Genomic DNA, 26424 nt, shown 5'->3' with positions numbered 1-26424 from the left:
ACTGCATCTATTATACTGCAGGTTTTTTCACCCTTTTCTTTCGCTCTATAACACACCACAAGGGCTCGAAATTCTATAACTGAACAGACCCCACACACGTCTCTATGCACGGCATCTTGCTGCCTGTTTTTAACGCATTTACAAACATATACATACACTACCAGGTAAATTGCTTGTTTGTAACATTTCTGCTGTCAAGTAAATTCTAAATTATTTTCGCTGAATAGTTACAAATTTTGTAAGGCCTGTTGATTTTGCGCCGGACATCTGCACGCCAGATGAGGGATACATGGTAATCGCCGCAATCTTTATCCCATACGATTTCAGCGCTTCAATCTCCAGACCAAGATTGACATCCAGGGAGGTTCACCGTCAGGCACAAAAGTAAGGTAATCTATGGATTCTCCAGATTCCCTTAGCTTCTCTATTTTCTCATCCGCTTCTTTCAGAATAACATCAGGTTTATAAAATTCACGTCGCTTAACAAGCCTTCGCATCGTGTACCCCAACTGGCAATAAACACATGAATAGGTGCAAACTTTCGGTGGAATATTGTTAATACCAAGACTGCGCCTTTATCCACCCTACTAAAGACTGTTTTGGCCAACGATTATCTTCTTCTTCTTTTTAACTCAAAATTTTAGATAGCCGCCTTACCCACCTCTACTGCAACTTATGTGATATCTCCTTGAGTTTTTTTCGTGCCAGGCCTTTAATACATATTTTTAAATTAGGTTGGGTTTTTAAATAAAAAACCAACCGGCATTCATTTTTACCCACCCCTTACCCCTCCAAATAGGGGAATTTGATATAGAGACGCAGGGCCATGCGTCTCTATAGGAGGGGTTTGAGGGGTGGGTTTGTTCATTGCTTAACTGAAAATATTGAAATCCATAAACATTTAATGTCGTAGCAAGTCTCGCCTTACCGCTACATAATCGGTTTAAAATCCCTAAGTATTTAATTCTCAAGTACAGTCAGGCTTATTATGAAAAATACTAATGCCCTGATGGTTGTTTGCCTCTTTTTTCAAGGGCTTCTTCAAATGTGTAGATTTTTCCACCAAATCCTTTTTGGAATTTTACTGCATCATCCTTTTTGCCAAAGGCGATCCAGTTATCAGAACAAGCAGGAACGGCATCGCTATGATGGAGCATGTACATCTTTGAAACATCCATCCATTCGCCGCTAATAAAATCCCTTGCCCTAACGGATGCTATTTTGTCTTTATTTCCTGCATGTTCCCATAACCCACAGTGTGGACATATATATGATACTGTTTCACCATTGGTATAGGTAATCTGGTAATCAGTATTTTCATTCCCTTCCAGCGGCATATGACACAAAGGGCATCTCACCTCTTTTTGCACCGCCAAGTAGCCCTCACATTTCATGTTTGTATTAAAGTATGCGTTACTTCCTTTAAGTTCAAATTTTCGTTCTCCATCATGAAAACTGGCAGAAACAACTCTTCCCTGCATAAATACCCGATTAAGTTTGCTTTTGGTGTTTGTATGCATTACAGGGGTTGCGTTGTCACCTCCAAGCACAGGTTCCGTTGTTAATACCATAATCTTACCACCATCGACTGTCACAGCGAAATTACCACCCTTGCCAGAGAATGCTATTTTCGCACTACCAGCGCTTTCTATCTTACCATATGCGGCGCAAATGATTTTTGCAAATGCTATAGCTGCTTGTTTTTGTTCTTCATTTTTTGCATCAACATAAATACGCACCCATTCTCCCGGTTTCGTTGCGTATGCAATTTTTACCCCTGTCAGGTCTGTACCCTTAAATATACTTTCTTCCAAAGACAGAGCGGCCACCGTCTGGCACCCCATGTTGAAAGAAATCAATTCGCAAGGGCAGGGAATATCACAACTGCACCCTTCTACAAAAACACCTTCAATATGATATGTTTCCTCCGCAGTAACATTTGAGACAAAGAACAGAGGAATACCAACAAAAAACAGTATCAATAAAAGAATATAATATTTTGTACGCATGTTAAACCTCCTTCGTTAATGTTTTTAACTTTCCGATTTCATCCGCACTATCTTTGTTATTTTTCACCTGCTTGGAGTTTCACAACCAATAGCATCGGCGCTCATTTTTCGTATATACTTTCATACCTTTAATGGTAGCCCGGCATTGGACCATGCCTGCATCCCACCGGCAAGATTGTGTACGTTTGTATAGCCATGTAGTTGTAAGTAACTTGCCCCTATACTCCCGCGATATCCCACGCGACAGGTAACTATAATTTTTTCTTCTTTGGGCAAATCCACTTCTTTAAGAAGCATGTCCGATAGCGGCAAAAGCTCCGCTTCTTCTATATGCCCTTTGTTCCATTCAGATTCCGACCTGACGTCTATTATATACTGATACGTACTACTCTTAATTTCATCGCGCAATTCCTGCGCCGAGATCTGAGGAAGTCTTTGTATAGGAAACCCCTGCTCCTGCCAGGCCGAAATGCCGCTTTGCAAATATCCAATAATATTGTCGTAACCAATCCTGTAAAGGATGGAGCGCATATCTCTATACTTTGTGTCTTCGGTAAAGACCAGGAGGATGTTAGACTCAGGCTCCACCGCCATACCGATCCAGTTCGCCATTTGACTCCCAAAGCCGATATTAATACTTCCCGGAATATGTACGCCGCCATAGGCAGATGCATCCCTTGTATCAATGATCTTCGCTCCTCTTTTCAGTGCTTCCCTAAATTGCAAGGGTGTCAGAGGTCTGTCATCGTTGAATTTATCCAGCCATGGTGCACCTTTCATGTTCATTGATATAATGTGAGAAAAACTCTTTGGGCGATCAGGGTATTCCCGCATTAAAGATTTTTTAAATTCATCCAAAGAATCAAGACGTAGAAGAGGGTTCGCGTGGCGTTCATATCCCAGCGTTGTGCTGGTTTTAGAACTAATGCCTTTTCCGCAAAGAGAGCCTTGTCCATGTGCCGGATAAACCCCTAAACGATCGGGTAGTTTACCTAATTTTTTATAAATACTTTCATAAAGATTTTTTACCTGTTTTTCTAAAAGTTCTTTACCTGCCAGGTCAGGCCTTCCTACATCCCCGACAAACAGAAGATCACCGGTTAGCATAAACCATGGTTCCTCCTCCGACCTGCTTGTGTCTTTTACTAAAAGCGAGATGGAATGCGGCGTGTGTCCGGGAGTATGTAGCACCTCAAGTATTGCCGTACCTAATTCAATAGTGTCTCCTTCTTTTAAAGTCTTGTGTTTAAAGGCAACGGGCGCTTTCTCGTAAAAATAGATATCAGCGCCTGTACGGGCGGTGATTTCCAAATTGCCGCTTATATGATCGGCATGGATATGTGTTTCGATAACGTGTGTTATCTTCATTCCCTGATTTCTCGTTATATCAAGGTATTCCTGTATCTCTCTTTTAGGGTCAATAACTGCCGCAACTTTTGCAGCGGGGCAACCAATCACATAAGAAAGGCAACCGATCCCAGGAGTTTCAATTTGTTTGAAATACATGTTAATTCTCCTTGCCGGGTATTTGAGCATTTGGCAATAGTTCACCCACCTATAAATAAAAAATACGAAGCACGAAATCCGAAATCCGAAACAAATTCCAAAATCCTCCCCCTTGCCTCCTCTAAAGGGGGATAATGTCCCCCGCTGGCGGGGGTGCAGGGGGTGGATTCGTATTTAGCATTTCGTATTTCACCATTAAATACTTTGTCAAAAAGCACGCACTGACGAATGGAAGTGTGCAAAGAAATTGCCTATAAGGTTCGTCTCCTGAGAGGGGCGGAACTATTACATTATTTATTATTTGTATGAAAAACAGCAACGTTACTTTCTTCGCCATCCGCTCCATACAGGAGTTCCTTTTTCATCGCGAAGCGTTAATACAGCATCGCCCTTCCTGACATTTGCGGCAATGATTGCCGGTTTTCCTTCGAAATTAATCCTCGAACCTTTGACCTCAATCATATCATTCTGTTCGATAGCAATTTCCTGGTTCTCAATATACCAGGCCGGACCCAGATGAACCGGAATTTCTCCCTTATCCGTTTTTAGCGTAAGGTGTACACCGCCGGACATGCCCTTCTGAGGGATAAAGATATCTACATTCGTCACCTCTCCATGTAAGGTCTCTACAGTAGCCGGATCAAATAACCTCCCGTATTGTCCGCTTGTACTCCAGCCACAACTTCCTTTCCACTTCATACCCCCCTTGGGCTGGGAAAAGGATTCTGTTAACATACTGGTAGTAACTATTACCACTACTGCTACAATCACACTTATCTTCTTCATTTCGCATTCTCTCCTTTCTTTATTATCTCTGAACAGCAACCGCTATGTCGCACTTGCGACACGCTGTAATCAGGAAAAACATTTAATTTTTATACGATAGCTGTTGTTTTCAAGCTGGAACAAATACCATCATAATTGTCTCAGGAAGGCAACGAGGTCATTTTTCTCTTCCACATTCAGGTTTGTTTCTAACACAAGGTTAAAAAATTCCACAGTATCTTCCAGCGTCAACAATCTCCCGTCGTGCAGATAAGGGGGCGAATCTTTAATTCCCCTGAGAGGGAATGTCTTGATAGGCCCTTCTGCGCGGATATACTGACCATTGATCACCTGCGGCTTGTAGAATCTCTCAACCTGAAGATCGTGCATAAGGTTATCGGTGTAATATGGTGCAGGGTGACATTTAAAGCATTTTCCTTTGCTGAAAAATATTGCCTGTCCCCTTATTTCAGAATCGGTAGCCTTTTTTGTATCTAGGCGGCCAAAAATATCAAGTTTTGGCGCTGGAGGAAAATCCAGAAGCGACTGAAACTCTGCCATGAAATGTACCTGGCTGCCGCGTTCAAGAATATTTGTACCTTTCTTTATTGCCGTCAGAATATCTCCGTCAAAATATGCGGCTCGCTGCTCAAACTCAGTGAAATCCTCTATGGATTTTAATGCGCGTTGCGACCCGAAAAGCCGCTGAATATTAACCCCACGTAACGTTGGGGTATCGAGGCGATTTCTATGAGATTGCGGACGGATATCTCCCACCAGATGCGTGGCTGCCGATGTGTGGCCATTCAGGTGACAATCAAAACAGGTTACTCCCTGACTGGGCTTTTCACTCTTCCTGTCAGCAGTTGCATTAAACTGCTGCTGAGGAAACTGTGTTACCAAAAGCCGCAGGCCCTCAAGTTGTTTAGGATTTAAAAGACCATTAAACAATTCATAATAGTTTTCCAAAGTCACCACTTTCCCCTGAGACACATCTCCTTTATCCTTATGAGTAGTAAGAAAAATGGCAGGCGGAAATTCTGGCAAAAAATACTCCGGTATGTCAAAATCCAGATCAAAGCGCTTCAGCCGTGGGAATTTTTCCACCTGTATTTGAGAAAACAACATCCCGCCGGTGGCATGGTTTGGATGGGGCAGAGGAAGATACGGAAATACATTTTTTTCTTTTATATCTTCCGGCGTCATAGTTGACAGTTTTTCCCATGACATTCCATCTTTCAACCGCGCAGTGGGCCCTACCGGCAAAGGTTTTCCACGTGACATGGTGACGTCGTTCGTTACTTTCATGGAGAGATCATAGCGTTCATTAAGCAAATCCATATGGCGTTTCATAATGCCGTCCTTCTTTGCTTTATCATGTTCAATAGCCTTATCAATCGGTTCTTCTATGACTGAAGAATAGCTAGATTCCCTACTTTCCTGTTTTATAATTGGCTTGTCAGAAATCGCGCCTTCCTGTGCATGGGAAAACTTCAATCCTGCACAAAATAATATAGTAATAGTCAAAAGTCTTATGCCGTATTTCCTTTCAATAACCATACCCTACCTCCTCCTTTTAAGTTCAAAATTAACGTTTACCGTCTTTCCCTCTTCCACCACAACCTCTTTGGACAAAGACATAAGCCTTTCGTGCCAGGTTTTTAGCACATATTTACCAGGTGGAACACCTTCAATACTATAATTTCCTGCATCGTCGGTAACTGCAAAATACGGATTCTCAAATGAAACGACAAATCCGGACATTTCTGCATGTACATTGCAAAGCAGCGGGGTTTCTCCCACAACATCGAATAAGACTTCTTTCACAACGCCGGCGGGATAGGTGCCAAGGTTAAATTGCATTGCAGCAGTTGGGGGAGAGAAAACATTGTGTCGTACAGCATCACTATTCGGAAAGTCAACAACGGTGCCTTTTTGTATTGCTATTACATGCGGAACATAGGTTAAATTCAATTGGTCTACTACCGCATGTTCTTTTGGCGGATCAAATACGTTATCTCCAACTTTTTCAATAAACACAATAGCATCGGCATTTGTCCTTGATCTCGCACAGGTAACAACCCCTTTAATGGTTCCCGCATTCTCGATTTCCGGAACATTTTTAACCGCTTTTTTTAACTCCAATTGTGCGGCGCTAAGTTTCTTCTGTAGCGCTGCCGCTTCTTCAGCGCTTAAAGTCTCTCCCTCCTCTGCGTATACCAACGGCACTGCATTAAGCGTAAATACAATGAAAAACAAGACAAAAAAGTTCATCACATTTTTTTTCATTTGTACTTTTCTCTCTTTTGCAAAAAACATTTAATAATTAACCTTATTAAATACGCCCCCCATTTTCCCCCAGGATTCCTCTTATCGTATTTTTTAATTCTTTAAGATCAGATGATTTTGTTAGGTATGCATCAGCCGGCCATGACAAAAAACTTGCCTTATAACAACTATATGCCGTGTTGATAATGACTGGTATTTTTCTATGCTCGCTTAAAATTTTCCCCATAGACTCAAGTCCATCCATCTTAGGCATAACAATATCCATTACTATTATATCCGGTAAATAATCATCTACCATTTTTATGCAATCTGTTCCATCCCCTGCGGTTACAACATTATACCCTTCCCTTTCCAATTCCTGTTTGTACCATAAGCGTTGATTTTTATCATCTTCTACGACTAGAATAGTTTTCATACGTCCCTCCTTTGGAAATCACTTTCAATCACCATATTTACAGATACAAAAAACAATTTGGCTTTAGGACGGTTATTATTTTTCTTTTTTTATCTACCAGAAAATATCTCTTTCCCGCATGCTACACTATTAATTTATATTTACCAATACCCTAAAATGGGTACACCCGTTCTAGTGTACCCAAAAGTATGTACCACGATAGAAACACCTTTATTTAGCGTATAGAGCCGCCATGATTCCCTCTTCACAACTTCTTTCATAGCCCTTCTTTTGCGGGAAATACCTGCGGGTATGATTTATAAATACATTTTTTCAAACGAATATTTATAACATTTATTTGTGTGTTCATTCCATTTTCTAATTGAAAACCACACCATCTCCATCTTCTCAGTTCAGCGGTTTAGTGGTTTTTTTATCCTGAGAAATAGTATAACACCAATTGCTTTCTCTATATTGTCTCTACCGCTTTAACAATTTCTTTATTTAATTTGTCAAACCCTTTAATGTATTCAATCCGCTCACGCTTCAAATCAGACACCTGTTGCGCAATACTTGTCTCATTGTAAAATTTCTCAACCCTATAATTGGAAATGTCCATACCTTCAACGTATGCAGGCGACGCGAAATTCCAATGCCTGTCATTTTCCCATTTAATTGTTCCGCGAACAATGCCCCGGATTATCGCTGACATTTCTACAATCTCTACACGCTTCACCTTGCGCTTTGTTACCTTCTTTCCATCCGGCAGTTTTTCAATAATCTCCCCTACTCCACCTGTATTTAACTGGTAACATTGCACCTTACCTTCATTTCGCTTTACAAAATCATAAAACCAGTTTCCATCATAGGATTTATCTCCTATGATAAATGGATTTGTTCCAACGGAACGGACAGACTCCCCCGCTCGTTTCGGGTCGCCAGCGGACGTTTCAATCGATTCTCCAAGCATGAATACTGCTCCTGCCTGTTCCGGAGTAAGTTTCGCCGCTAAAGGAACAACCGTATGGCGGCGTGTAATGAATGCAACAATTAATCCATCCATTTCGTCAATAGCCGGTAAATCAATACTCTCTGAAATATACGGATGTAAATCACTCCGGAGCATAATCCCACGACCGTTACTCGTTAGTGTATAGTCATCGAAAAAAACATTTCCTTCATAATCAACCATGACATTTTCAAAGATGGCATTCCGTGATATTGAGGCCTTGTAGATAATTGGTTGAGAGACAGCGTCTAATCCTTCCGTCTTTAAATAAAACCCGCGTTCTGAGCCATAAGCAGAGCCGTCTTTTTTGAGAAATACCACATCATCCTGTAATATTTCAATACCCTCTCCCTCATCGCTCAAATCATGTGTATGGCATGTATGGGTTGTTTTGCCCGTACCGCTCAACCCCAAAATAAGCATCCCGTATTTTTTTATGCCGCCATCAATTCCCCTTGCTTTTATAATCTTAGCGCCGGCATGGAGACCAAGCATCCCCCTTTGTTTAGCATTCCACATAGCCATTCTCAGGAACCCTTTTTTGGATTCGCCGTAATAATCCGTCCCCAGGACAACCGTAGTGCTTATTTCAGGAAAGACTACTATTTGCCTGGCACTCTCCTGCCACTCTGGGATATATATTATATATTGTTTCGGCTCTGTTTCCTGCTTTGGCGGGAAGAGAGCGGCCCATGCCATGTATGCCAGGCGGATCATTTCCGGACGTTGTATGGAGACAAAAATAGTACAATTCGGCGAGAATTCACGATTGTCACCCATATTCCGGTTAATCCTGACAAATGGCGCTTTTCTTATATATAATTCAACAGAATCCAATGTTTTTGCGAGATTATTCACTATTTCTGTTTGTAGGGGATGAAGAGACGTTTGACATACTTCAGGACTTCCTATGCACACGGTTAATTTAGCGCTGCGATTCTTTACGGTAGAATGGACTGCAATATTTCCAAATTGTGTAAACAAAGCGTGCCTTTCTGCATTACGCCGCAATGTCCAATCAGTGGAATTAATTACATTTGGTGCTTCTTTTAAATATTGTACTATCCTGTTTATTGACTGAATCTCGTTTTCGAACGATGTGGTTGAAATCATTTTCTCTCCTTTCTTCATGTATGATTCTTAAAACAGACTTTTACACAATGGACCATCAATAACCAAACCCGCCTCATTATAATAAACACATATAATAGGCAAACAGCAAAATACTTTAAATAATAATTGCCATTCATGCCTCTGGATTTTAGAATGAGGCTTGTAAAATATCCGCATACATTCAGCTTAAGCCAACATGGAAAAAATAAAGTTGCAGGCGTTATCAGCTCTCATATCCCGATACGTAGACAGAAAAAGGCTCATCCGGGAAAATCCACATATCACAAATGAAATGATTGATATTTTTTTTCAAAAGGGCTCAGGGGACAGTGAAGCGGGAACATCCATTGCCTCATCCCCTCATTCTTTATCACCAAATAAGAAATTTCATACATTAGTTATTCATACAGACGGCGCTTCGCGTGGAAATCCGGGAAAGGCGGGAGCTGGCATTGCAATTTTTGATGGCAATTATCATCTTGTTGAAGAAATCGGTAAATTTTTAGGAGAAGCCACCAACAATGTAGCGGAATATGAAGCCATGATTCTTGCCGCCCAAAAAGCCGTCTCTTACTATCCCGGCAAAGTAGTTTTCAAAACTGACAGCGAACTGCTGGTACGGCAGGTAAAGGGCATCTATCGGGTAAAAAATCCTACGCTGATATCTCTCCATAAAAAACTCATGACTCTTTTTAAAACGCTGCCATTGTGGGAAATATCTCATGTTCCCAGAGAAGAAAATTCTCTTGCAGATACCATTGCCAACAGAGCGATTGACTCCGCATCATAAAGTGCGTTAAATTAATAATTGAATAATAGTTACCTGTGTGATATAGTTACCTCGAAAAGTTCACCTTTTAGCACAAACATGTCAAATCCAACTGTTAACGATAACAACCATACGCTATTACAAGCTATAAATATATACAAAGAATACAAAAGCGGTGAACAAATATTACCCGTCTTGCGAGAAATATCCCTGTCGGTTGAAAAGGGTGAAATTGTTGTAATCGTAGGTGCTTCAGGCGCCGGGAAAAGCACATTATTACATATCCTAGGGGCTTTGGATACACCGACTTCCGGCTCTTTACTTTACAAAGGGAATGATGTATCCCGGTTAAGTCCGTCAAAACAAGCTGAATTGCGCAACCGCGTTTTTGGTTTCGTTTTCCAGTTTTATCATCTTCTGCCTGATTTTACTGCATTGGAAAATGTTTTGCTACCCTGTTTTATAGGAAAACAATTTTCAAAAAATGCGCCGTCAAAGGAGAATTTTCATAATCGGGCAGTTTCTCTCTTGGAAAGGGTAGGGCTTGGTGGTCGATTAACACACAAGCCGCATAAATTGTCCGGAGGAGAAAAACAACGGGTAGCAATTGTACGGGCACTTATCAATCAACCTGAATTGTTATTATGCGATGAACCTACGGGAAATCTTGACACACAAACGGGCGATGGAATCAGAGACATGATATGGGGATTGAACAAAACCATGCATCAAACAGTTGTCATTGTTACGCACGATCAAGGCATGGCAGACCAGGCAGACCGGGTTATTAAAATAACAGACGGCCGCATTATCTATTAAACAGCATGTGAAAGGAGTAAACAAAACTACAATGGGATTAAAGGTTTATATAAGCGGTAAATTATTTCCAAAAGAAGACGCCAAAATATCCGTATTTGACCATGGACTTCTTTATGGCGATGGTGTTTTTGAAGGCATACGTGTTTACAATCAAAATATATTTGCGCTGGATGAACATATTGACAGACTTTACAATTCTGCCAGAGCCATTGACCTTACCATACCCATAACAAAACCGGAAATGGTAAAAGCAATAAAAGATACTTTAGAAGCAAATAAACAAACTGATGCTTACATAAGAATTGTTGTTACCCGCGGTACCGGAAAACTTGGCCTTGATCCCAATAAGTGTTCCACTCCGGAAATTATTATCATTACAGATATGATAGAATTATACCCTAAAGCCCTTTATGAAAACGGACTGGAAATAGTTACGGTAACTACCATAAGGAACCATTACTCTTCCCTGGACCCAAAAATCAAGTCTCTTAATTATCTGAATAATATCCTGGCGAAAATTGAATCGATACGGTCAAACGCAGGCGAGGCATTGATGCTCAACAAAGATGGTTATGTGGCAGAATGTTCCGGGGATAATATTTTCATTTTTAAAAATGACACGCTTCTCACTCCTCCGGAAAGTGCCAGCATATTAATTGGCATTACAAGAAACTGCGTCATGAAACTCGCAAAAGATATGGGAATTACCGTAAGAGAGGAATTAATGACGCGATATGATTTGTACTTTGCAGATGAATGTTTTTTAACAGGAACTGCCGCGGAAATTATACCGGTAGTAAAAATCGACGGGCGAACGATAGGCACGGGCAAACCTGGAAAAATCACTCTCGACCTATTGGCACGTTATCGCCTGCTAACGACAAAATAACCTATTGCCCTGATTTTTTATGCTTTGAAGGAGAAAATGAGGCGAAGACCATTAGCGAAATACCTACACAAATCAAGCCATCCGCTACGTTGAAGGTGGGCCAATGATATTTTTCGCCCAAGTGCAAATCAATAAAATCCCTCACGCATTTAAACCATATCCTATCCCACAAATTTCCAATAGCACCCGCCAGAATAAGCCCTAAAGCAACGTTCGAACTAAAGATATTTTTATCTGATTTAATATAAATAAATAAAATTGCCGCAATAGCCAGAAGAGAAAGTAAGATAAATATATTGGCTTTCCCGGGAAACATCCCAAAGACTATCCCTTTGTTTTCGCTTTGTATTATATTTAGAAACCCGGGAATGATCGTTATTTTTTTAAACCGGTCTGGCTGAGAAAAAACATACCATTTTGAAACAATATCAGCAAAAATGCCACTTACAATAGTAATGACAAACGAAATTTTTTTCTTCATAGCTGATTAGATGTTGCCAAGTTCTTCTTCCCTTTGACAATTTACGCAAAGACTTGCATAAGGGACCGCTTTCAATCGTTCCCTGTTAATTTTCTTCTCGCATGCTTCACATATGCCAAAGGTGCCTTCTTCTATCCTTTCCAATGCATCATCTATGCTTCGCACGCTATCTTCTCCGCTCTGCATAAGCTCAATCATCAGCTCCCGCTCATAGTTGTCTGTACCAACATCTGCCATATGGATAGGAACGTTTGATAAATCCCCCGATGCATCTTGTCTTGATTTTTTCAATGTCTCTTCCTGCATGTAATCAACCTTTCCAACCAATTTTTCCCTTAGCGAAAGGAGCAGCTTCCTGTAAGGTGCGTATTCATCCTTCATTTCTTTCTCCATAAAATTAATTTGGCAGAGAACTATTCCACAAACCATAGCACACTATACTTGCAAGTAAATATTTGGGAAGTTTAGCACATATTAGTAATTAGTCAATGAAATTCTAATGCCGTTTTTATGCACTTTTGATATAGTTGTGAGTAATATTGCGTAATGTTGTTTAGTGTTGTTTCACCAGTGTTTTCACCTGTTTGCTATCTAAACTTGTTATAGTGTTTCTTTGTCTGCGTCGGTGTGTTTTTGTGATTGGGTATGAAGCTGATACGACATAAAAACAGTGTACAGGGGTTATTGCATTACCCACCTTTTTTCAAGCCAAACGATGCAATACGTTCTTCCCGCTCTTTCTTCATCTGTTCCGCACATTCCTTCAGTGCATCTTCTACCGGCTTGGGAGCATGTCCGGTAATTTCTTTAAATCGATTGTTTGAATAGACTGAATCATTTATAAGACTTTCTGCTAACGCCCTCGCAATAGAATTTGGGACGCCTGTTACAAACTCTACCCAGAGAGACGATAACGAAATAGCAAAAAATGGCACGGGTAAAATGACATTTGCATAACCATGTATCGATTTTCCGCAAAGGGACAACAAGTCACGATAATGCATTATATCCGATCCTATTTCAAAGATTTCATGTCCTTTTATATCCCTTTTAATCGACTTCTCAAGCACTTCAACGGCATCTTCAAGCGCAATGGGGGCGCACAGTGAATTCAGCCACTTTGGCGTTATCATTATGGGGAGACGCTTCGCAAGGTAATATACCATCCTGTACGAGGCGCTGCAGGTACCCAGCAGGACGCTTGCACGGACTTCACCCACACTTATCCCGTGTGCTGCAAGCGCTTCCCCTGTTTCCCTCCTGCTCTTCAAATGGTGCGAAAGTTTTTCATGCTTTGGAATAATACCGCTTAAATATATAATCTTTTTTATCTCTGTTTTAGACGCCGCTTCCCCCGTTTTTTGAGCATACATTTTATCAAGAGACTCAAATCCGGAAGATTTTAGAGAATGTACCAAATATACCAGAACTTCAGCGCCTTGAAGAAAATCCCTAATACTTTCAGGATATTCCAGATTCACCGTCCTCCACGTCAATCTCTCAGAAACCAAACCGTTGACGGTCTTGTTTTCGGATCTGCATGCGGCAATTATATCATGATCATTGGCGGTAATAAGTTTTTTTATGAGGCTATGCCCAACACAACCTGTCGCTCCAAGAATTGCTACTTGCATAGCATTTATTTAAATAAAGGTGTATAAAGTTGATTATGTGATATTTTACAAAAAAGGCCTGACTACACGTCTCGAAAAATAACTGCCTGTATCCTTTTATTCTTCACTGGTTTGTAAAGGTTTATCCTCACCATCTATACCACCCACCAGTTTATTAAAATATCCTGGCGCCTTTGTTTCAAAAGTAATCGGCTTTCCGCTGAACGGGTGTTTGAAAGATATCGAATACGCATGGAGCGCTAACCGTTTGTAAGCCCCTTTTTCTTTTCCATACTTTTTATCGCCCACAATCGGGTGTCCCAGTTCGGTAAGATGTACCCGTATCTGATTCTTTCTGCCGGTCAAAAGTTTAATTTCCAACAAACTGAAGTATTTGGTTTCTTTAAGAACCCTATACACAGTATGGGACAATTTCCCTTTTTTTGTGTCAGACGTGGAATACACAACCTGAGCTTTATTCTCCGCCAGGTATGTGCTGATAGTTCCTGCTTTCTTTGCAAGTCTGCCATGAACTACCGTCAGATATTTCTTCTCCGTATTCTGCCATTGGCTCTGCAAATTAAGCTTTGACCTTATATTCTTTGCAAAAAGAAGCAGTCCTGAAGCATCACGATCAAGGCGGTGAATAATAAAAACGTGTTTTCTGGATTTAACGCATCCCTTACGCACATAATCATTGAGCATGTAATAAGCGGTTTTTGTCTTATTTGTATCCGTACCCATGGTTAAAAGACCTGCCGGTTTATCTATCACCAGTATGTCTTCGTCTTCATAAAGTATTGCCAATCCTCTTGGATGATATCTTTTGGAAAAATGTTTCTTTTTAGGCATATTGCATAGTTTAATAAATATTCTTCATTGAGAAAAAACTATCTGCGATGTTGTCCCATAATAGTTTGTTTCCATGTCATATAAAAATATAAGAATTTTTTAATCTGTGGTTCCTCTTTAGTATATCATGTTTGTTTGGTTCTGGTTTGTCCAGCTTAGGTTATACAGGAGGAATGTTGTGGAGAAGGTAATAAATATAACCACCGTAACCAGCTAATAACAAAGCGCCTTCCCACCTGTCCAGTGAAAACCTCGACCATGCAAAGGGGAGCAACACAAGGGCGTACAATCCCATGACGCCAAAATCAACAATATTGAAATTCTTCCTTGTTATTGGATGTGCCAGAGAGGCAATGCCTAATATTCCAAGAATATTGAATATATTAGAACCCACTACATTACCAATTGCAATATCTCCCTCTTTTTTAATAGCGGCAACCACCGAAGTTGCTAATTCAGGCATGCTGGTTCCTACCGCAACAATTGTCAGCCCAATAATCGCCTCACGTACTCCAAAATATCTTGCTAATTCCACAGCGCCTTTAACAAATAATGTCCCACCACCAATAAGCATACCAAGGCCTATTACAATCAACCCCACAGGAATCCATATCCTTCCTTTAATTATTGGGATTCCCTCAGCGTACTCAAGTTGAACAGAAGGCTCCTTCTCTTTGCGTGCCTGATAGTAACAATAGTAAATATACACAATAATTCCTATTGTCAGCAATATGCCGTCCCAATATTGCAATTGCCCATCCATAAGAAGTGCCCACATTACTATGGAGACAGCAATCATAATGGGAATCTCTCTTCGAACTACTTGTGCCTGCACCGATATTGGATGAATAATGGCAGCTACGCCAAGGATTAGGCCAATATTCGCAACATTAGAACCAATCACATTCCCCAGAGCAATAGAGTCGTTACCATTGAGGGCAGATTGAATGCTTACTGCAAGTTCCGGACTACTTGTTCCAAATGCTACAATGGTTAACCCAATTACCAGTGGCGTAATACCCAAACGCAATGCCAGCGACGAACCTCCCCTGACAAGGGCTTCGGCGCCAATCATTAAAATCACAAAACCGCCAATAAGAAACAGCAACATACTTATCACAAACATTCCTTTTTCACAGAAAGACTCTTTTAATAAAGCAGGGGCGAAGCATTTGCCTGCATAGAAGACAAAGACATAAAATGATGTATACGCACCAATTCTGCTCTATTGAACGAGTTATACTGTACACAGGCAAATGCTTCGCCCCTACACAGTAATGCTTTTCGAAAAATAGAGTTATTTGACTATAACCGATTGAAAACCCGCCAGGTTTAAATAAGCACAATATCATTTGCACTCATAACACGTTCACAATAGTAGCATCGCAGTTTTATGGGATTTTTACGGAGGAGGTGTTGTCGTGTCTTAATGTTGCCATAGTTACTTATACAATTTGGGTTAAAACACTTTACGATACCCTCAATCATCTCAGGCACTATGACTTCAAACTTCTTCACCACTTCATAATCTTTGATAATATTTACCGTGGCATTCGGGGCAATAAGGGCAATTTTGTTCACCTCTTTCTGGTCAAGTATCTTTCCCCCGATCTTTATAATACCTTTTTTACCCAGGCATTTGCTTGATAAGTTCATGCCAACAAGGACCACGTCCTCTTCGGCCTTTATGTTTAAGATATCAGCGACTTTTAACGTGCTCTTGCTGTCGATATGATCGATTACCGAACCGTCTTTGATAGCGGAAACGTCTAACTGTTTCATTCTGTTGCGCCCAATACTGCTGCCAAAATAGCCTTTCGCACCGGCACGCCATTGCGCACCTGGTCAAAATATACCGCATAATTTGTCCCATCAAGACTTTCGTCCATCTCATCCACACGCGGTAAAGGATGCATTATCTTTAAATCGTCCTTTACCCCCAATCCCTCAATCATGGGTTTGCTCAACCTGTAAATCCCACGTACCTTTTCAAACTCTATTGGGTCGGCAAAACGCTCTTCCTGGATCCGCGTGCAATAAATCACATCAAGTTGTTTCCCGATACCTTGCAGGGATTCTGCCTCATGGCATGTTACGCGCCTTTTCTTCAGTTCTTCCATACAATCATTCGGCATTCTTAAATTAGGTGGAGAGATAAAGTACATTTCTGCTCCGAAATAGGCAAGGGCATAGGCGAGAGAGTGTACCGTTCTGCCATATTTAAGGTCTCCTAAAAAGCCAATTTTTAGCCCCTCAAGAATGCCTTTTGTTTTTAGAATGGTGTAAAGATCGAGAAACGTTTGGGTTGGGTGCTGGTTGGAACCGTCACCGGCATTAATCACCGGCACATTAACAATATCTGCGGCAAGCTGTGCAGCTCCTTCAAGATAGTGGCGAAGAACAACAACGTCACAATATCCCTCAATTGTCTTTAACGAATCGCTGAAGGATTCGCCCTTAGCAATGGACGTGGCGCCAGACTCCGCAAACCCGATTACCATACCGCCGAGTCGTTTCATTGCGGCTTCAAAACTTAACCTGGTCCTTGTGGAAGGCTCAAAAAACAGCACTGACAGTACCTTCCCCTTCAGGATTTGGGAATAATCGGTTTGTTCCATTCTTTTCGTGACGTCAAGAATGTATAAAATCTCTTCTTTATTGAAATGGAGGATAGAAATAATATCTCTTTGTTTGAAACTGATCATGTGTTCCTGCGATTGATAGAGGAGTGGCACTGTTTAATATTTGAAAAGATATTATCAGACCAATTTCAACATTACAAGTATTAATTTCTACCACAGTTTAGCGGGTTTTTTATCTTTTCTTGTTTCTTCTTATATGCTATTGTGTAGCCAATAAAATCAGGGGTTAGAAAGCATGAGCGTTATTGTGTAGTTTGTTTTCTTTTGTTCCTTTTTTATTCAGGGTACGACTGAGGTACGACTTTATGAAAAAGCTTTTGTTCTTAATTCTTGTGTTTCTTATTGCCGGATGCAATTCAACAGTATCACAAACGGAGCAACAGTATTATAATGTTTTTGATGAACAAGGCAACCGTAAGGGGTATTTGGAATGCAAGTAGTGATAATGATTAAGGGATAGGCAGGCCAGCCGACAAGGATACCGTCCTGAGTATCTTTCCCTTAATTCTACTTTTCAGGAGTCATTTCAGGAGATGACACACATGACACCAGCGAAAAACCTGCCGGAGCCTGTACAGTGGCTTTTAGACTTTGCAAATATAGGTTGTATTTCGGGAGAACCAAACCCTCAAAGGTTTAAAAGTTACTATACTTATACTTTCCGGGAATATACCACCAACGAACACATTCCAAAATTAAAACGTCCACCTATTGAGCTATTACCACCAGCGAAAGAAAAGGATACTTTTTATAAACTGCCTGCTGATGAACAAAAGAAACGGTTTAAAGAAGAAATTGAAAACATGAAGCCGGGGGAAACAATTTCTCATTCAATGCCTTTGCACGCACTAATAAGGATATGGAAGGAAAGGGGATTCACAAATAATATAAGGCTTGATGATGGGTACGAAATATCAATATCAAAAACCGGCGAGCCTGTTCCTCACGGCAAAAACATTGAGTTGTTTCCGCTAATTGTGGATTTCTGTTCTAAAAGAGGAATATTGCTTGAAAAAAACTGCAATCATGTTTCATTGCATAAAAAATGTAATTACAGTATGGCCATGACTTACTGGCATATAGCACAATCGTTTTTCAATCGTGTAATACAGGAAAATAACAGGGAAGACGTTCACCCTTTTTGCGAAAAGGCTTTTGATTATGCAAAGAAAAACAAGCCAGGCCATGAACTGTTAAAACGGGTTAATGATAGTGTATGGGATTTTTGGAATAACCATAGGTCTTTACATTCACGGTTAAGGCAATGTTTATGCTGTGGAGCGTTCTTTTTGCTCAGAGAAATGCAAAAAGGTCGGCGGCCGGTTTATTGTGGCAGGGAATGCAAGGCAGCCTTTAACCTTGTTTCATGCGAGAAGGACAGCACAACAAAGAAAAACAATAGAGAGCAAAAAAGAAAAACAGCAGCAGTGGGTATTATAAAATGGCTACGTGATGCGGGACTTAGCAAACATAAAGCAGAAGAAATTTATAATGACAGAGAGAGAACTTCACCAAAAACAGTAGCAAGTTTGAAAGAATTTAAACGAACATACGGGGAAAAACATGGGATAAAAAACCAGTAAATACAAGGCTTTGCGGATACCAATTACGGCTTATCTAAATTCAAGAATAAAGAAAAGCCGTCATCGGGATTCTTAAACTAAATTTTAGCTATATAATAACCCTCATAATTAGCAAAGAGCTGTGTTCAGCAAAAAGCTGAATCAGTAAAAAGCTGGTTTTTGAGGGTTTTTTTATGGGTTTTTTTTGGAGGATACGGCAGTGGGTGAAGCAATTAAAATGTTTAGCGTAATTTTGCCATTTGCGGTTTATGAACAATTAAAAACAATGGCAAGGGATCAGGAAGTTTCCGTTGGGCGGTTGATTCGGGATGGAGCAGAGCTAATGTTGAAAGAGAGTAATGAGAAAGTCAAAAACAATGCAGGCGCTTAGAAATGGCAAAAAGCCTGCGAACCGGGGAGAACGCAGGCTTTTCAGAATTAACAACAGATGGAGGTAATATAACAAAAAATGAATGATAAATCAACGGTAAGTTTTTACGGAAATGTATTTGACAAAATCGGTATACCTTGCGAAATGCAGAAAATCCTGAATGCGATACAATCCGGGAAATGGAAACCACAAATTGAAAAGCTTAGAGCAATACAGGACGAAAAAGCGCAAAAGACATTCAAAAACACTTTGCCATGCTACACACCATCAGGGCTTTTCAGCGAGCGAAATGCCGAAAGCCTGAAATCACACAGCAGCGTTTTGGTTTTAGACTTTGACAAAAAGGATAACCCAAGCCTGGGGGAAAAATTCAACGAAATACGAAACAACCTATTTACAGATCGATACACCTATTTTCTATTCACATCATGCCGGGGTAATGGCATTGCATTGGGGGTGCGGATTGACGGGGTGAAGCATTTGGAAAACTTTCTTTTTCTTGAGCGTTACTACCGGGAGAATTTCGGACTGGTGGTTGACAAAGGGTGTAAAGACGTTTGCCGTTTGCGTTTTGTTTCTTATGACCCTGAGTTGTTTATCAATGAAAAAGCTGAAATAGTTATTCCGGATGTTCAGGCTGTAAAGGATACGGCGCCTACAGCAAGACCCGACCAGGCCAGCAATGGCAATATGTCAGATAGAGAGAGAATGGATGATATCATCGCCAGCGGGGTTACCCTTGTAGACGACCACCAGCACGGAGCTAGGGTGAAGATAGCGCACGGTCTGTCAACCGCTTTCGGCGAGTCTCTTGGACGAATGTACACACACTCTATTTTATCTAAATGTGCTGACTATGACAGAGAAACGACAGACAAGTATTTCACTGGCATTCACAGGAACAACAAAGGCACGGTGAACTTTGCATCGATAGTTTTTTTAGCAAAACAGGCCGGTTATACACCAACGAGAAAAGGGAAAATGAATATTGCTAAAAGCGTGTTTAAAGAAATTACGGCGGATGATGTTAACACGGTTAAACAAGACAAACAAGATGACAAAAAACAAAAATACGCAAATACGGACTTAGGCAATAAAGATAGCGAACTCATAAAAAAATATGGAAATCCTTATTATTACAACAAACATGGCAAGGCGGAAAGCATTAATGAGGGTTATTGGGCAGGTTATCATTGTTCCAGGCATGAGGAATTTTACGAGCCTTATGAAAAGAAATTTTTTCATTACGACCCTACAGCGGGGTTATACAGTCCTGTCACGCCAGACCGTATAAAACAGGAAATCAGCGAATATATATTGGAGCAGTCAAAAGATGTGCCGGGACTAGAGAAATGCAGGTCGGACAAAAACCTTAATGCGGTTGTTAATCAATTACGTGGCATTGTAGAAAAAACAAATCCTTTCGACAAAACAAACAGGCGTTATGTTCACCTTAAAAACACAGTCTTAGTATTTGACGGCAGCGGCAATATGAAACGGGAGCCGTTCTCACCAAACTTTTATTCCAGAAACCAAAGTCCAATTCCTTTCGATGAAAACGCAAAGTGTCCGAGATTTCTTAACGAATTAATAAAACCTGCCTTGAAAGAGGGTGATATATCACTCATGCAAAAATATTACGGGCAGTGCCTGCTTGGGCATAATATAACGCAAAGAATCCTTATCCAAGATGGGACGGCTGGCGGTGGCAAAACAACAAGTAGCGCTATAACGCAAAAAATTGTTGGGCTGGAAAATTTTACACAATTAAGGACAAAACACCTGGATGAAAGATTCGAACTATATCGTTTTTTAGGCAAAACTTTATTGGTGGGCGTGGATGTGCCGGGAAATTTTCTTTCTGAAAGAGGGGCGTATGTCCTAAAAGGACTTGTCGGCGGCGATTTATTAACAACGGAGAAAAAGGGCGGCAATGACGGTTTTTTGCTACATGGCAATTTTAACATAATTATAACTTCAAACTCTCGTTTACAGGTTAGATTCGATGGAGACCTTGCAGCGTGGAAACGCAGGCTTTTAATAGTGAGATATGAATTACCACCGCCAAAAATAAAGATTCCAGATTTTGCAAATATCCTCATTCGGGAAGAAGGAAGCGGGATACTAAATTGGGCGTTGGAAGGGCTTAGAATGTTGTTCGATGATATTCGGCAATATGGCGATATATACTTAGGCGACAGTCAAAATCAAATTATTGATACTCTCATGGCTGAATCTGACAGCCTAAAACATTTTTTGAAAGACTGTGTAATGTTAGATGCCGAATTAGACTTGTCTAACAATGAGGTTGTCGAAAATTATGCAGAATATTGCGCTTCGCATGGCTGGAATCCAAAACCTATTACAATAATTCACCGTGAGGTTGAAAGTTTAATGCTGGAACTTTTCGGGGTGTCAAAGTCTCACAGTATTATAAGAAACGGCAAAAGCGCCAAAGGTTTTCGGGGTGTTAATTTGAAATCATTACAGTTTGGGACGCTTGGGACGCCTAATTTCTATACCTCGCGCTACGGGAAAAAAGAAACAGAAAATATAGAAAAAAATATAGAAAAATATATAAGTACTAAGGAGTCAGAAACAAGCGTCCCAAGCGTCCCAAAACCCATAAATCCATCCGGCGGTGATGCGGAAGAAATCCCTGAAATTGAATTTTTGGAGGTGAAATAATGTACAAAGTGAAATGTGAATTTAAGGTCAAAGTTAAAGGCGTGGTTGTGTCAATGGTAGTTGGCAACGTGATTGATTTACCGGAAGCGGCAGCAACGATGTTTATCGAACAGGGCAAAATTGAAAAGGTATTTGAGCCGGTGGATGATGTTAGCGAGAGGATGGCAATTCAAGGAGAAAATACCAGTCCGGATGAGGTGTTACCGTATGTCACAAGTTTTGATTCTCTGGTTATCCCGTTTAATTCACCCTTAAGGTATCAATATTGGAAGAAGGGCGGCCAGTCTCCATGTGATACCTTAAAAGAATTAGGCAGGTGCGACCTTTTAGATAAATACAGACACCCGGGGTTGGGGGGAATGGATAGAGTAAGGAATTGATAACTCAACATATAGACTACTCATTGTTTACTCACCACAGCACGACCGAAGCAGAATGGATTGAATTTGAAAAAGAACAGGCACAAGCATTTGATAGCATTATAAAACAACAGAAAGAGGCAAAAGAAATGACAACAGCAGAAGTAAAAGACATAACACTGGGGGAAATATCGAAAGGCGATAAGGAAAAGGTTGTGGTGTCGCTGAAAGAATATCAGGGACATAAGTATGTAGATGTGCGGATTCACTTCAAAACAGATACCGGGATGTGGCAATTTACAAAAAAGGGCATAACGTTGAATCCTGCAAAGGTCAAGGACTTGGTCTTGATGCTGCAGAAGGTTAAGGCATAAGGGGGGGTAAATCTCTGGGGCTTTAAGGCCGTTCAGCGTAGCTAAGCTCTGTGTATACAGCCGCAAAATTAAGAGAATGGGGTGTAGTCATTTCTAATTAATAATCATTACAGTTTATAAAGGGCGATATATGGCAAAAAAGAAATGCTGGTGTGATTTTGGGGAACTAACCGAGGCCGATTTTGAGGAACTAACCGAGGCCGATTTTGGGACGGAAATGGATTTATTGAAAGCTATGCAATTAACAGACGAAGACCTGGAAAATTCTGACAAGCTTTTAGAAAATTTAGGTGAAATAGTAATAATAACGAAAGGGGATAAAAATAAAATGAATAACAGTTTAGAGGATAAAAACAGAATGAAAGTAATGAATAATTGTGAAATTTTAACAGTAAAAGAAACAGCGGATTTTCTCAAAATACCTATTTCGACAGTTTATCAGTGGACAATGAGGAAAACGTTGCCTGTTTGTAAAATGGGCAAGCTTAACCGTTACCGTAAAGCTGATTTGATTAATTTCATTACGCAAAATATGCAATGAGTAACGCTCTGAAATCGCCTGTTTGTAGGATCGGCGGCAAGGCAATGTTAACCGGCTGGCTGTCACAGTATATGCCACAGCACGTAACATACGTTGAACCCTTTTCCGGAGCCGGTCATTTGCTTTTCAGCAAGCAGCCTTCACCGGTTGAGGTTATCAACGACATTGACTGCAATTTAATTGCATTCTTTCGTGTGGTAAAAGATGCTGAAAAGAGACAAAGGCTTATAGAAACACTTGAATATATGCCGTATGCAAGAACGTTATGGCAGGATATACGGTGCAGATGGAAAGCTGGCGATTTACCACAGGATGAGGTTGAAAAGGCGGCATGGTGGTTTTACCTGAACCGTTCTACCTATGGCGGTGACATGGCGACAGGTGGCTTTGCAATGCCTTCAATAACAGGTCGTAATCCGGCGGCAAGCTATCAAAGCGCAATAGGTGGACTTGAACATGTTGCCAGCAGATTAAAGGGTGTTACGGTTGAATGTTTAGAATATACCGATTGTGTAAGGCGTTATGATTCACCGGATAGTTTCTTTTACGTTGATCCGCCTTATGTGAATGCAGAAGGTTATTACGGCGACAATTTCGCACAAGACAGCCATTTAAAGCTGGCAGAATTACTTCACGGTGTCAAAGGTAAGGTTATGTTGTCGCATTATCAGAACAGCCTGTATGATGATTTATACAAAGGCTGGGGGCGGTACGAATACCAGTCTTTCAAGGGTAGTTACAAGTCAGCCGGGGAATCAAAGCCTGTTACGACAGAAATTCTTTACACGAATTTTAAACCTTTACAGACAAGGAGCTTGTTTGATGCGGCATTACTGGTTGGGAGACGGTATCTTAGGGAAAAATTGTTACATGGCGGGGATAGAAAATCAAAGGGCAATATTTGCACTTTGAAACCGACAGCCGAAAAGCTTGCTGGTGAGTACAAGGTGTCACCCGCCTTGAGAAAAGTATATTAACGGAGGGTTGCCGGGACGCTATTATTATTTGGAATAATATTATAATAGACGGCCATAATCGTTATGAAATATGCAAAAAACACGGGATTAACTTTGCCATAGTAGAAAAAGAGTTTATTGATATTGAGGCCGCTAAAGATTGGATGGATAGCAATCAGTTAGCCAGGCGCAATCTAACGCCTGGCTAACGGCAGATACTTACATGATTTTGTGTTGTGGTGTATTACCTTTTTTGCTGTGCGGGCTACGTGTTGGGCGTTGGGCGGTTGATGCTTGAGGGATTGTTTCGGGAAAAGGCTAAGGGAAATTTGAAAACCTCTACGGGAGGTGTTAAGCCGCGGCCTTTGCAGATTTCTGCAAAGGCGGTCGATACAAGGCAGGAACTTGCTAAAATAGCCGGAGCGTTGCTTGATGCGGAGGTACGAATAGGTCAGTTGTTCAAGGCAATGCCGAAAGCTAAAAATCAACATGAAAGTGCTAGTACCACTGGTGGTACTAGCAAAAAAACAATTAACCTTTTTAATAGGAGTATGAAAAATGTACAAAGTTTTGCAACAATTTAGGCATGAAGAAAATGGCGTGATTATTGAACATGCGGTGGGTAACGTAATTGATTTACCGTATGAAACAGCAAAGATTTATACTTTGCAGGGGTGGGTTAAAAAAGCTGACGCAGCCGATAGAATTAAAGGGGAACCCACGGCTGATCGTGTAAAGATTCAGCAGAACGAAAACAATATGGACTGGATGTGTGCCAAGGCTATAATTATACGGGAGGCTATCCGTGGACTCCGGGACGTATGTAATGGCTTAGGTTCACCGGAAGTAGTTCCATGGCTGCAAAAACTATCCGACATGCAGGGCGACTTAATACGGGAAATGCGTAAAAGCGCAAGCCGTGGGTTTATCTCCGACATAGACGACGGGTATACTTCCAACGATACCCTGGATTACTTTAGGGGAATGAATGCGCCTGAAAGTTACAAAGAAACTTGGGCGAGGAAGGATTTGCAGTGGCTACGGGAAACACACAAAGGGCAAGCTGAAAGCCTGGACACAGAACAAAAGGATGCGGCTGAATTAGACGACATACCGGGCTTTCCGTCCACAGAGAATAAAAACCATTGCGATGGATGCTGTCACTATGCAGAACATCCATTCGCTGCAGAGAATTCTTTCTGAAAGAAGCGGGCATAACACACCCTGAACGGTATGAAGCTAATGGCGGTTGTTTTTAGTGGCTGTGTTTCTTTTTACGTTCCTGAAAATAAACAATTCCAAAGCCTACAATGGCGAGGGTAAGCACAACCAGAAATAGTAATGTTAACGAGTCCATTTTATTCCTTTCTGAGTAAATAGGCGATAGCAAAAAGAACCAGTGATATACATACACCAAATACTATATGAATCCACAAAAGACCTTTGGGTGAAATTATTCCACCGATTATAAGTCCCGTATAGGTTAGCTTTGCTATGTCATACAAAAACTTAATAACATCTTCCCTTTGCTTATCATTCATGGGTTTATACTAACAATTAGAACAAATTACGTCAATGTAAAATAAAGCAGATAAGAACACACAAAAAATAACATTGACAATAATTTGAAAGTACGGTAAGTACGTATGGTTTTACTGGTGTTGACGGACGCCATAGAGAATATGCCTGATAAAACAGGCAATCAGGGGCAACGGCATTCTTGAACCGTCATTCAAGGGTGTTTGTTGCCTTTTTTATTACAGGAGGGTGAAGGATGAAAAAAGTACTTGAAGGGAAGATTTACAACACAGAGACAGCGGAAAATGAAATTTATTTTGGAAAAGGGGAGACTGGCCGTCCCCTGGACGTAACCATTACAAATATAGATATGCCATTTTGGTCGATGGTACGATTTATGATACAAGTCGCCATCGCCGCAATCCCAGCACTGATTGCCATTAGCGTTGTGGTATTGGCGATAACATTCATATTAGGGAGTATCGGCTTTACGATTTTTTCAACTCCAAGCCGAAAAATTTCGAGATTGGAAGAGCCCTTATCAATCCCTATCAGTCCAGGGCAGTCCGTATTGGAAGCGCTTGGCCTCCCCGACATACACAACGAGAAATGAGTTATTACACGCATGGAGCAATGGCAAGTATACATCGGATTTTGGATATTTAGAGGAATCATTGTACCGGACAAAAAAAGGAGCTTATTTCATAGCCGGGGAAGGCGGCGCTCTGTCTAAATACGCCAGATCATGCGGGAGTAATAGCACATGCGGCGGGATAGGAATTGAAGTAGTTTCAGAGAATCAAGCAATGCAATGGCTGGAAGAACATGACGGAACGGAAGCGCTAGAGAAATACTTTAGTGATAAAATCGAAGAGGCTTAATATA

General features: G+C 40.8%; 30 protein-coding genes. 14 read left to right on the top strand and 16 right to left on the bottom strand.

Features of this window, described 5'->3' with window-relative positions; genetic code table 11:
- Positions 1-323: 323 nt before the first annotated feature.
- The 8 genes from QZT26_RS03100 to QZT26_RS03065 form a co-directional block, all read right to left on the bottom strand.
- Positions 324-497, bottom strand: a complete 174-nt coding sequence (locus QZT26_RS03100; protein WP_164995112.1) for a hypothetical protein — start codon at positions 495-497, stop codon at positions 324-326.
- Between the two features lie 501 nt (positions 498-998).
- On the bottom strand, positions 999-2009 hold the full coding sequence (locus QZT26_RS03095; protein WP_164995113.1) for a DUF1326 domain-containing protein: 1011 nt from the start codon (positions 2007-2009) through the stop codon (positions 999-1001).
- Between the two features lie 120 nt (positions 2010-2129).
- Positions 2130-3515 (bottom strand): MBL fold metallo-hydrolase, encoded by a 1386-nt coding sequence (locus QZT26_RS03090; protein ID WP_099323702.1) that lies wholly within the window; start codon positions 3513-3515, stop codon positions 2130-2132.
- 321 nt (positions 3516-3836) lie between these two features.
- Positions 3837-4301, bottom strand: coding sequence for a DNA-binding protein (locus tag QZT26_RS03085; RefSeq protein ID WP_099323703.1), 465 nt, complete (start codon positions 4299-4301; stop codon positions 3837-3839).
- Positions 4302-4430: 129 nt separating this feature from the next.
- Positions 4431-5840: a cytochrome B6 gene (locus QZT26_RS03080; protein ID WP_197705300.1), complete on the bottom strand. Its 1410-nt coding sequence runs from the start codon at positions 5838-5840 to the stop codon at positions 4431-4433.
- 3 nt (positions 5841-5843) lie between these two features.
- Positions 5844-6569, bottom strand: coding sequence for a carboxypeptidase regulatory-like domain-containing protein (locus QZT26_RS03075; RefSeq protein WP_157775648.1), 726 nt, complete (start codon positions 6567-6569; stop codon positions 5844-5846).
- Positions 6570-6615: 46 nt separating this feature from the next.
- Positions 6616-6984 (bottom strand): response regulator, encoded by a 369-nt coding sequence (locus tag QZT26_RS03070; RefSeq protein WP_099323705.1) that lies wholly within the window; start codon positions 6982-6984, stop codon positions 6616-6618.
- A gap of 448 nt (positions 6985-7432) precedes the next feature.
- Entirely contained in the window at positions 7433-9085 is a 1653-nt protein-coding gene (locus tag QZT26_RS03065) for a phosphoenolpyruvate carboxykinase domain-containing protein (protein ID WP_295100520.1), read from the bottom strand.
- A gap of 196 nt (positions 9086-9281) precedes the next feature.
- On the opposite strand from QZT26_RS03065, the gene QZT26_RS03060 reads away from it, so the two are divergent.
- The 3 genes from QZT26_RS03060 to ilvE all read left to right on the top strand — a co-directional run bounded on the left by QZT26_RS03060 (position 9282) and on the right by ilvE (position 11562).
- Positions 9282-9875 carry a ribonuclease HI family protein gene (locus tag QZT26_RS03060; RefSeq protein ID WP_099323707.1) on the top strand — a complete coding sequence of 198 codons (594 nt, stop codon included), beginning with the start codon at positions 9282-9284 and terminating at the stop codon, positions 9873-9875.
- A gap of 78 nt (positions 9876-9953) precedes the next feature.
- On the top strand, positions 9954-10673 hold the full coding sequence (locus QZT26_RS03055; RefSeq protein ID WP_099323708.1) for an ABC transporter ATP-binding protein: 720 nt from the start codon (positions 9954-9956) through the stop codon (positions 10671-10673).
- Positions 10674-10704: 31 nt separating this feature from the next.
- The gene (ilvE, locus tag QZT26_RS03050) at positions 10705-11562 is read left to right on the top strand and encodes a branched-chain-amino-acid transaminase (RefSeq protein ID WP_099323709.1); all 858 of its coding nucleotides are present in this window, start codon (positions 10705-10707) and stop codon (positions 11560-11562) included.
- Between the two features lies 1 nt (position 11563).
- On the opposite strand, the gene lspA is transcribed toward ilvE, so the two are convergent.
- The 7 genes from lspA to pyrB all read right to left on the bottom strand — a co-directional run bounded on the left by lspA (position 11564) and on the right by pyrB (position 17213).
- A complete protein-coding gene (lspA, locus tag QZT26_RS03045; protein WP_099323710.1) occupies positions 11564-12043 on the bottom strand; it encodes a signal peptidase II in 480 nt (159 codons plus the stop codon).
- 6 nt (positions 12044-12049) lie between these two features.
- Positions 12050-12424, bottom strand: a complete 375-nt coding sequence (locus QZT26_RS03040) for a TraR/DksA C4-type zinc finger protein (protein WP_157775653.1) — start codon at positions 12422-12424, stop codon at positions 12050-12052.
- Between the two features lie 308 nt (positions 12425-12732).
- Positions 12733-13677 (bottom strand): NAD(P)H-binding protein, encoded by a 945-nt coding sequence (locus QZT26_RS03035; protein ID WP_164995115.1) that lies wholly within the window; start codon positions 13675-13677, stop codon positions 12733-12735.
- Between the two features lie 96 nt (positions 13678-13773).
- The gene (locus QZT26_RS03030; RefSeq protein WP_164995116.1) at positions 13774-14508 is read right to left on the bottom strand and encodes an RluA family pseudouridine synthase; all 735 of its coding nucleotides are present in this window, start codon (positions 14506-14508) and stop codon (positions 13774-13776) included.
- A 160-nt stretch (positions 14509-14668) separates the two neighbouring features.
- A complete protein-coding gene (locus QZT26_RS03025; RefSeq protein ID WP_205713307.1) occupies positions 14669-15619 on the bottom strand; it encodes a calcium/sodium antiporter in 951 nt (316 codons plus the stop codon).
- Positions 15620-15840: 221 nt separating this feature from the next.
- Positions 15841-16290, bottom strand: a complete 450-nt coding sequence (gene pyrI / locus QZT26_RS03020) for an aspartate carbamoyltransferase regulatory subunit (RefSeq protein WP_099323714.1) — start codon at positions 16288-16290, stop codon at positions 15841-15843.
- Positions 16287-17213 carry an aspartate carbamoyltransferase gene (pyrB, locus tag QZT26_RS03015; RefSeq protein ID WP_197705303.1) on the bottom strand — a complete coding sequence of 309 codons (927 nt, stop codon included), beginning with the start codon at positions 17211-17213 and terminating at the stop codon, positions 16287-16289. The genes pyrI and pyrB overlap by 4 nt, the downstream gene beginning before the upstream one ends.
- 479 nt (positions 17214-17692) lie before the next feature.
- Here pyrB and QZT26_RS03010 point away from each other — a divergent pair, with 479 nt between their 5' ends.
- From QZT26_RS03010 to QZT26_RS02970, 9 genes are all read left to right on the top strand, one after another.
- Entirely contained in the window at positions 17693-18733 is a 1041-nt protein-coding gene (locus tag QZT26_RS03010; RefSeq protein ID WP_295100506.1) for a hypothetical protein, read from the top strand.
- 199 nt (positions 18734-18932) lie between these two features.
- Positions 18933-19103 (top strand): hypothetical protein, encoded by a 171-nt coding sequence (locus QZT26_RS03005; protein ID WP_295100504.1) that lies wholly within the window; start codon positions 18933-18935, stop codon positions 19101-19103.
- 78 nt (positions 19104-19181) lie between these two features.
- A complete protein-coding gene (locus QZT26_RS03000) occupies positions 19182-21791 on the top strand; it encodes a BT4734/BF3469 family protein (protein ID WP_295100503.1) in 2610 nt (869 codons plus the stop codon).
- On the top strand, positions 21791-22171 hold the full coding sequence (locus QZT26_RS02995; RefSeq protein ID WP_295100500.1) for a hypothetical protein: 381 nt from the start codon (positions 21791-21793) through the stop codon (positions 22169-22171). The genes QZT26_RS03000 and QZT26_RS02995 overlap by 1 nt, the downstream gene beginning before the upstream one ends.
- The gene (locus tag QZT26_RS02990; RefSeq protein ID WP_295100498.1) at positions 22168-22524 is read left to right on the top strand and encodes a transcriptional coactivator p15/PC4 family protein; all 357 of its coding nucleotides are present in this window, start codon (positions 22168-22170) and stop codon (positions 22522-22524) included. The genes QZT26_RS02995 and QZT26_RS02990 overlap by 4 nt, the downstream gene beginning before the upstream one ends.
- A gap of 130 nt (positions 22525-22654) precedes the next feature.
- A complete protein-coding gene (locus QZT26_RS02985) occupies positions 22655-23065 on the top strand; it encodes a helix-turn-helix domain-containing protein (protein ID WP_295100496.1) in 411 nt (136 codons plus the stop codon).
- Entirely contained in the window at positions 23062-24042 is a 981-nt protein-coding gene (locus QZT26_RS02980; protein WP_295100495.1) for a DNA adenine methylase, read from the top strand. The genes QZT26_RS02985 and QZT26_RS02980 overlap by 4 nt, the downstream gene beginning before the upstream one ends.
- Positions 24043-24257: 215 nt before the next feature.
- Complete coding sequence (locus tag QZT26_RS02975; RefSeq protein WP_295100492.1) at positions 24258-24605, top strand: hypothetical protein; 348 nt, start codon at positions 24258-24260, stop codon at positions 24603-24605.
- A complete protein-coding gene (locus QZT26_RS02970) occupies positions 24580-25224 on the top strand; it encodes a hypothetical protein (RefSeq protein ID WP_295100490.1) in 645 nt (214 codons plus the stop codon). Before QZT26_RS02975 ends, QZT26_RS02970 begins: the two co-directional genes overlap by 26 nt.
- A gap of 155 nt (positions 25225-25379) precedes the next feature.
- Here QZT26_RS02970 and QZT26_RS02965 read toward each other — a convergent pair whose 3' ends face one another.
- On the bottom strand, positions 25380-25562 hold the full coding sequence (locus QZT26_RS02965; protein ID WP_295100487.1) for a DUF6722 family protein: 183 nt from the start codon (positions 25560-25562) through the stop codon (positions 25380-25382).
- 233 nt (positions 25563-25795) lie between these two features.
- On the opposite strand from QZT26_RS02965, the gene QZT26_RS02960 reads away from it, so the two are divergent.
- Positions 25796-26152 (top strand): hypothetical protein, encoded by a 357-nt coding sequence (locus tag QZT26_RS02960; protein ID WP_295100485.1) that lies wholly within the window; start codon positions 25796-25798, stop codon positions 26150-26152.
- Positions 26121-26420: a hypothetical protein gene (locus QZT26_RS02955; protein WP_295100483.1), complete on the top strand. Its 300-nt coding sequence runs from the start codon at positions 26121-26123 to the stop codon at positions 26418-26420. Before QZT26_RS02960 ends, QZT26_RS02955 begins: the two co-directional genes overlap by 32 nt.
- Positions 26421-26424: the final 4 nt, after the last annotated feature.

The organism is uncultured Candidatus Kuenenia sp. (assembly GCF_900696675.1).
Lineage (GTDB): Bacteria > Planctomycetota > Brocadiia > Brocadiales > Brocadiaceae > Kuenenia > Kuenenia stuttgartiensis_A.
Note: the sequence above shows the minus strand (reverse complement) of the source record. Positions and strands in the feature narration are given on the sequence as shown.

What these genes read in the sequence shown, in the direction of transcription:
- pyrI (WP_099323714.1), bottom strand. Translation starts at nt 16,290, where the DNA reads ATGAAACAGTTAGACGTTTCCGCTATCAAAGACGGTTCGGTAATCGAT.
- QZT26_RS03010 (WP_295100506.1), top strand. Translation starts at nt 17,693, where the DNA reads ATGACACCAGCGAAAAACCTGCCGGAGCCTGTACAGTGGCTTTTAGAC.
- QZT26_RS03100 (WP_164995112.1), bottom strand. Translation starts at nt 497, where the DNA reads ATGCGAAGGCTTGTTAAGCGACGTGAATTTTATAAACCTGATGTTATT.
- QZT26_RS02970 (WP_295100490.1), top strand. Translation starts at nt 24,580, where the DNA reads ATGTACAAAGTTTTGCAACAATTTAGGCATGAAGAAAATGGCGTGATT.
- QZT26_RS02980 (WP_295100495.1), top strand. Translation starts at nt 23,062, where the DNA reads ATGAGTAACGCTCTGAAATCGCCTGTTTGTAGGATCGGCGGCAAGGCA.
- QZT26_RS03000 (WP_295100503.1), top strand. Translation starts at nt 19,182, where the DNA reads ATGAATGATAAATCAACGGTAAGTTTTTACGGAAATGTATTTGACAAA.
- QZT26_RS03070 (WP_099323705.1), bottom strand. Translation starts at nt 6,984, where the DNA reads ATGAAAACTATTCTAGTCGTAGAAGATGATAAAAATCAACGCTTATGG.
- QZT26_RS03085 (WP_099323703.1), bottom strand. Translation starts at nt 4,301, where the DNA reads ATGAAGAAGATAAGTGTGATTGTAGCAGTAGTGGTAATAGTTACTACC.
- QZT26_RS03080 (WP_197705300.1), bottom strand. Translation starts at nt 5,840, where the DNA reads ATGGTTATTGAAAGGAAATACGGCATAAGACTTTTGACTATTACTATA.
- QZT26_RS03035 (WP_164995115.1), bottom strand. Translation starts at nt 13,677, where the DNA reads ATGCAAGTAGCAATTCTTGGAGCGACAGGTTGTGTTGGGCATAGCCTC.
- QZT26_RS03065 (WP_295100520.1), bottom strand. Translation starts at nt 9,085, where the DNA reads ATGATTTCAACCACATCGTTCGAAAACGAGATTCAGTCAATAAACAGG.
- QZT26_RS02985 (WP_295100496.1), top strand. Translation starts at nt 22,655, where the DNA reads ATGGCAAAAAAGAAATGCTGGTGTGATTTTGGGGAACTAACCGAGGCC.
- QZT26_RS02995 (WP_295100500.1), top strand. Translation starts at nt 21,791, where the DNA reads ATGTACAAAGTGAAATGTGAATTTAAGGTCAAAGTTAAAGGCGTGGTT.
- lspA (WP_099323710.1), bottom strand. Translation starts at nt 12,043, where the DNA reads ATGAAGAAAAAAATTTCGTTTGTCATTACTATTGTAAGTGGCATTTTT.
- QZT26_RS02960 (WP_295100485.1), top strand. Translation starts at nt 25,796, where the DNA reads ATGAAAAAAGTACTTGAAGGGAAGATTTACAACACAGAGACAGCGGAA.
- QZT26_RS02965 (WP_295100487.1), bottom strand. Translation starts at nt 25,562, where the DNA reads ATGAATGATAAGCAAAGGGAAGATGTTATTAAGTTTTTGTATGACATA.
- ilvE (WP_099323709.1), top strand. Translation starts at nt 10,705, where the DNA reads ATGGGATTAAAGGTTTATATAAGCGGTAAATTATTTCCAAAAGAAGAC.
- QZT26_RS03030 (WP_164995116.1), bottom strand. Translation starts at nt 14,508, where the DNA reads ATGCCTAAAAAGAAACATTTTTCCAAAAGATATCATCCAAGAGGATTG.
- QZT26_RS03095 (WP_164995113.1), bottom strand. Translation starts at nt 2,009, where the DNA reads ATGCGTACAAAATATTATATTCTTTTATTGATACTGTTTTTTGTTGGT.
- QZT26_RS03090 (WP_099323702.1), bottom strand. Translation starts at nt 3,515, where the DNA reads ATGTATTTCAAACAAATTGAAACTCCTGGGATCGGTTGCCTTTCTTAT.
- QZT26_RS03060 (WP_099323707.1), top strand. Translation starts at nt 9,282, where the DNA reads ATGGAAAAAATAAAGTTGCAGGCGTTATCAGCTCTCATATCCCGATAC.
- QZT26_RS03040 (WP_157775653.1), bottom strand. Translation starts at nt 12,424, where the DNA reads ATGAAGGATGAATACGCACCTTACAGGAAGCTGCTCCTTTCGCTAAGG.
- QZT26_RS03075 (WP_157775648.1), bottom strand. Translation starts at nt 6,569, where the DNA reads ATGAAAAAAAATGTGATGAACTTTTTTGTCTTGTTTTTCATTGTATTT.
- pyrB (WP_197705303.1), bottom strand. Translation starts at nt 17,213, where the DNA reads ATGATCAGTTTCAAACAAAGAGATATTATTTCTATCCTCCATTTCAAT.
- QZT26_RS03025 (WP_205713307.1), bottom strand. Translation starts at nt 15,619, where the DNA reads ATGTTGCTGTTTCTTATTGGCGGTTTTGTGATTTTAATGATTGGCGCC.
- QZT26_RS03055 (WP_099323708.1), top strand. Translation starts at nt 9,954, where the DNA reads ATGTCAAATCCAACTGTTAACGATAACAACCATACGCTATTACAAGCT.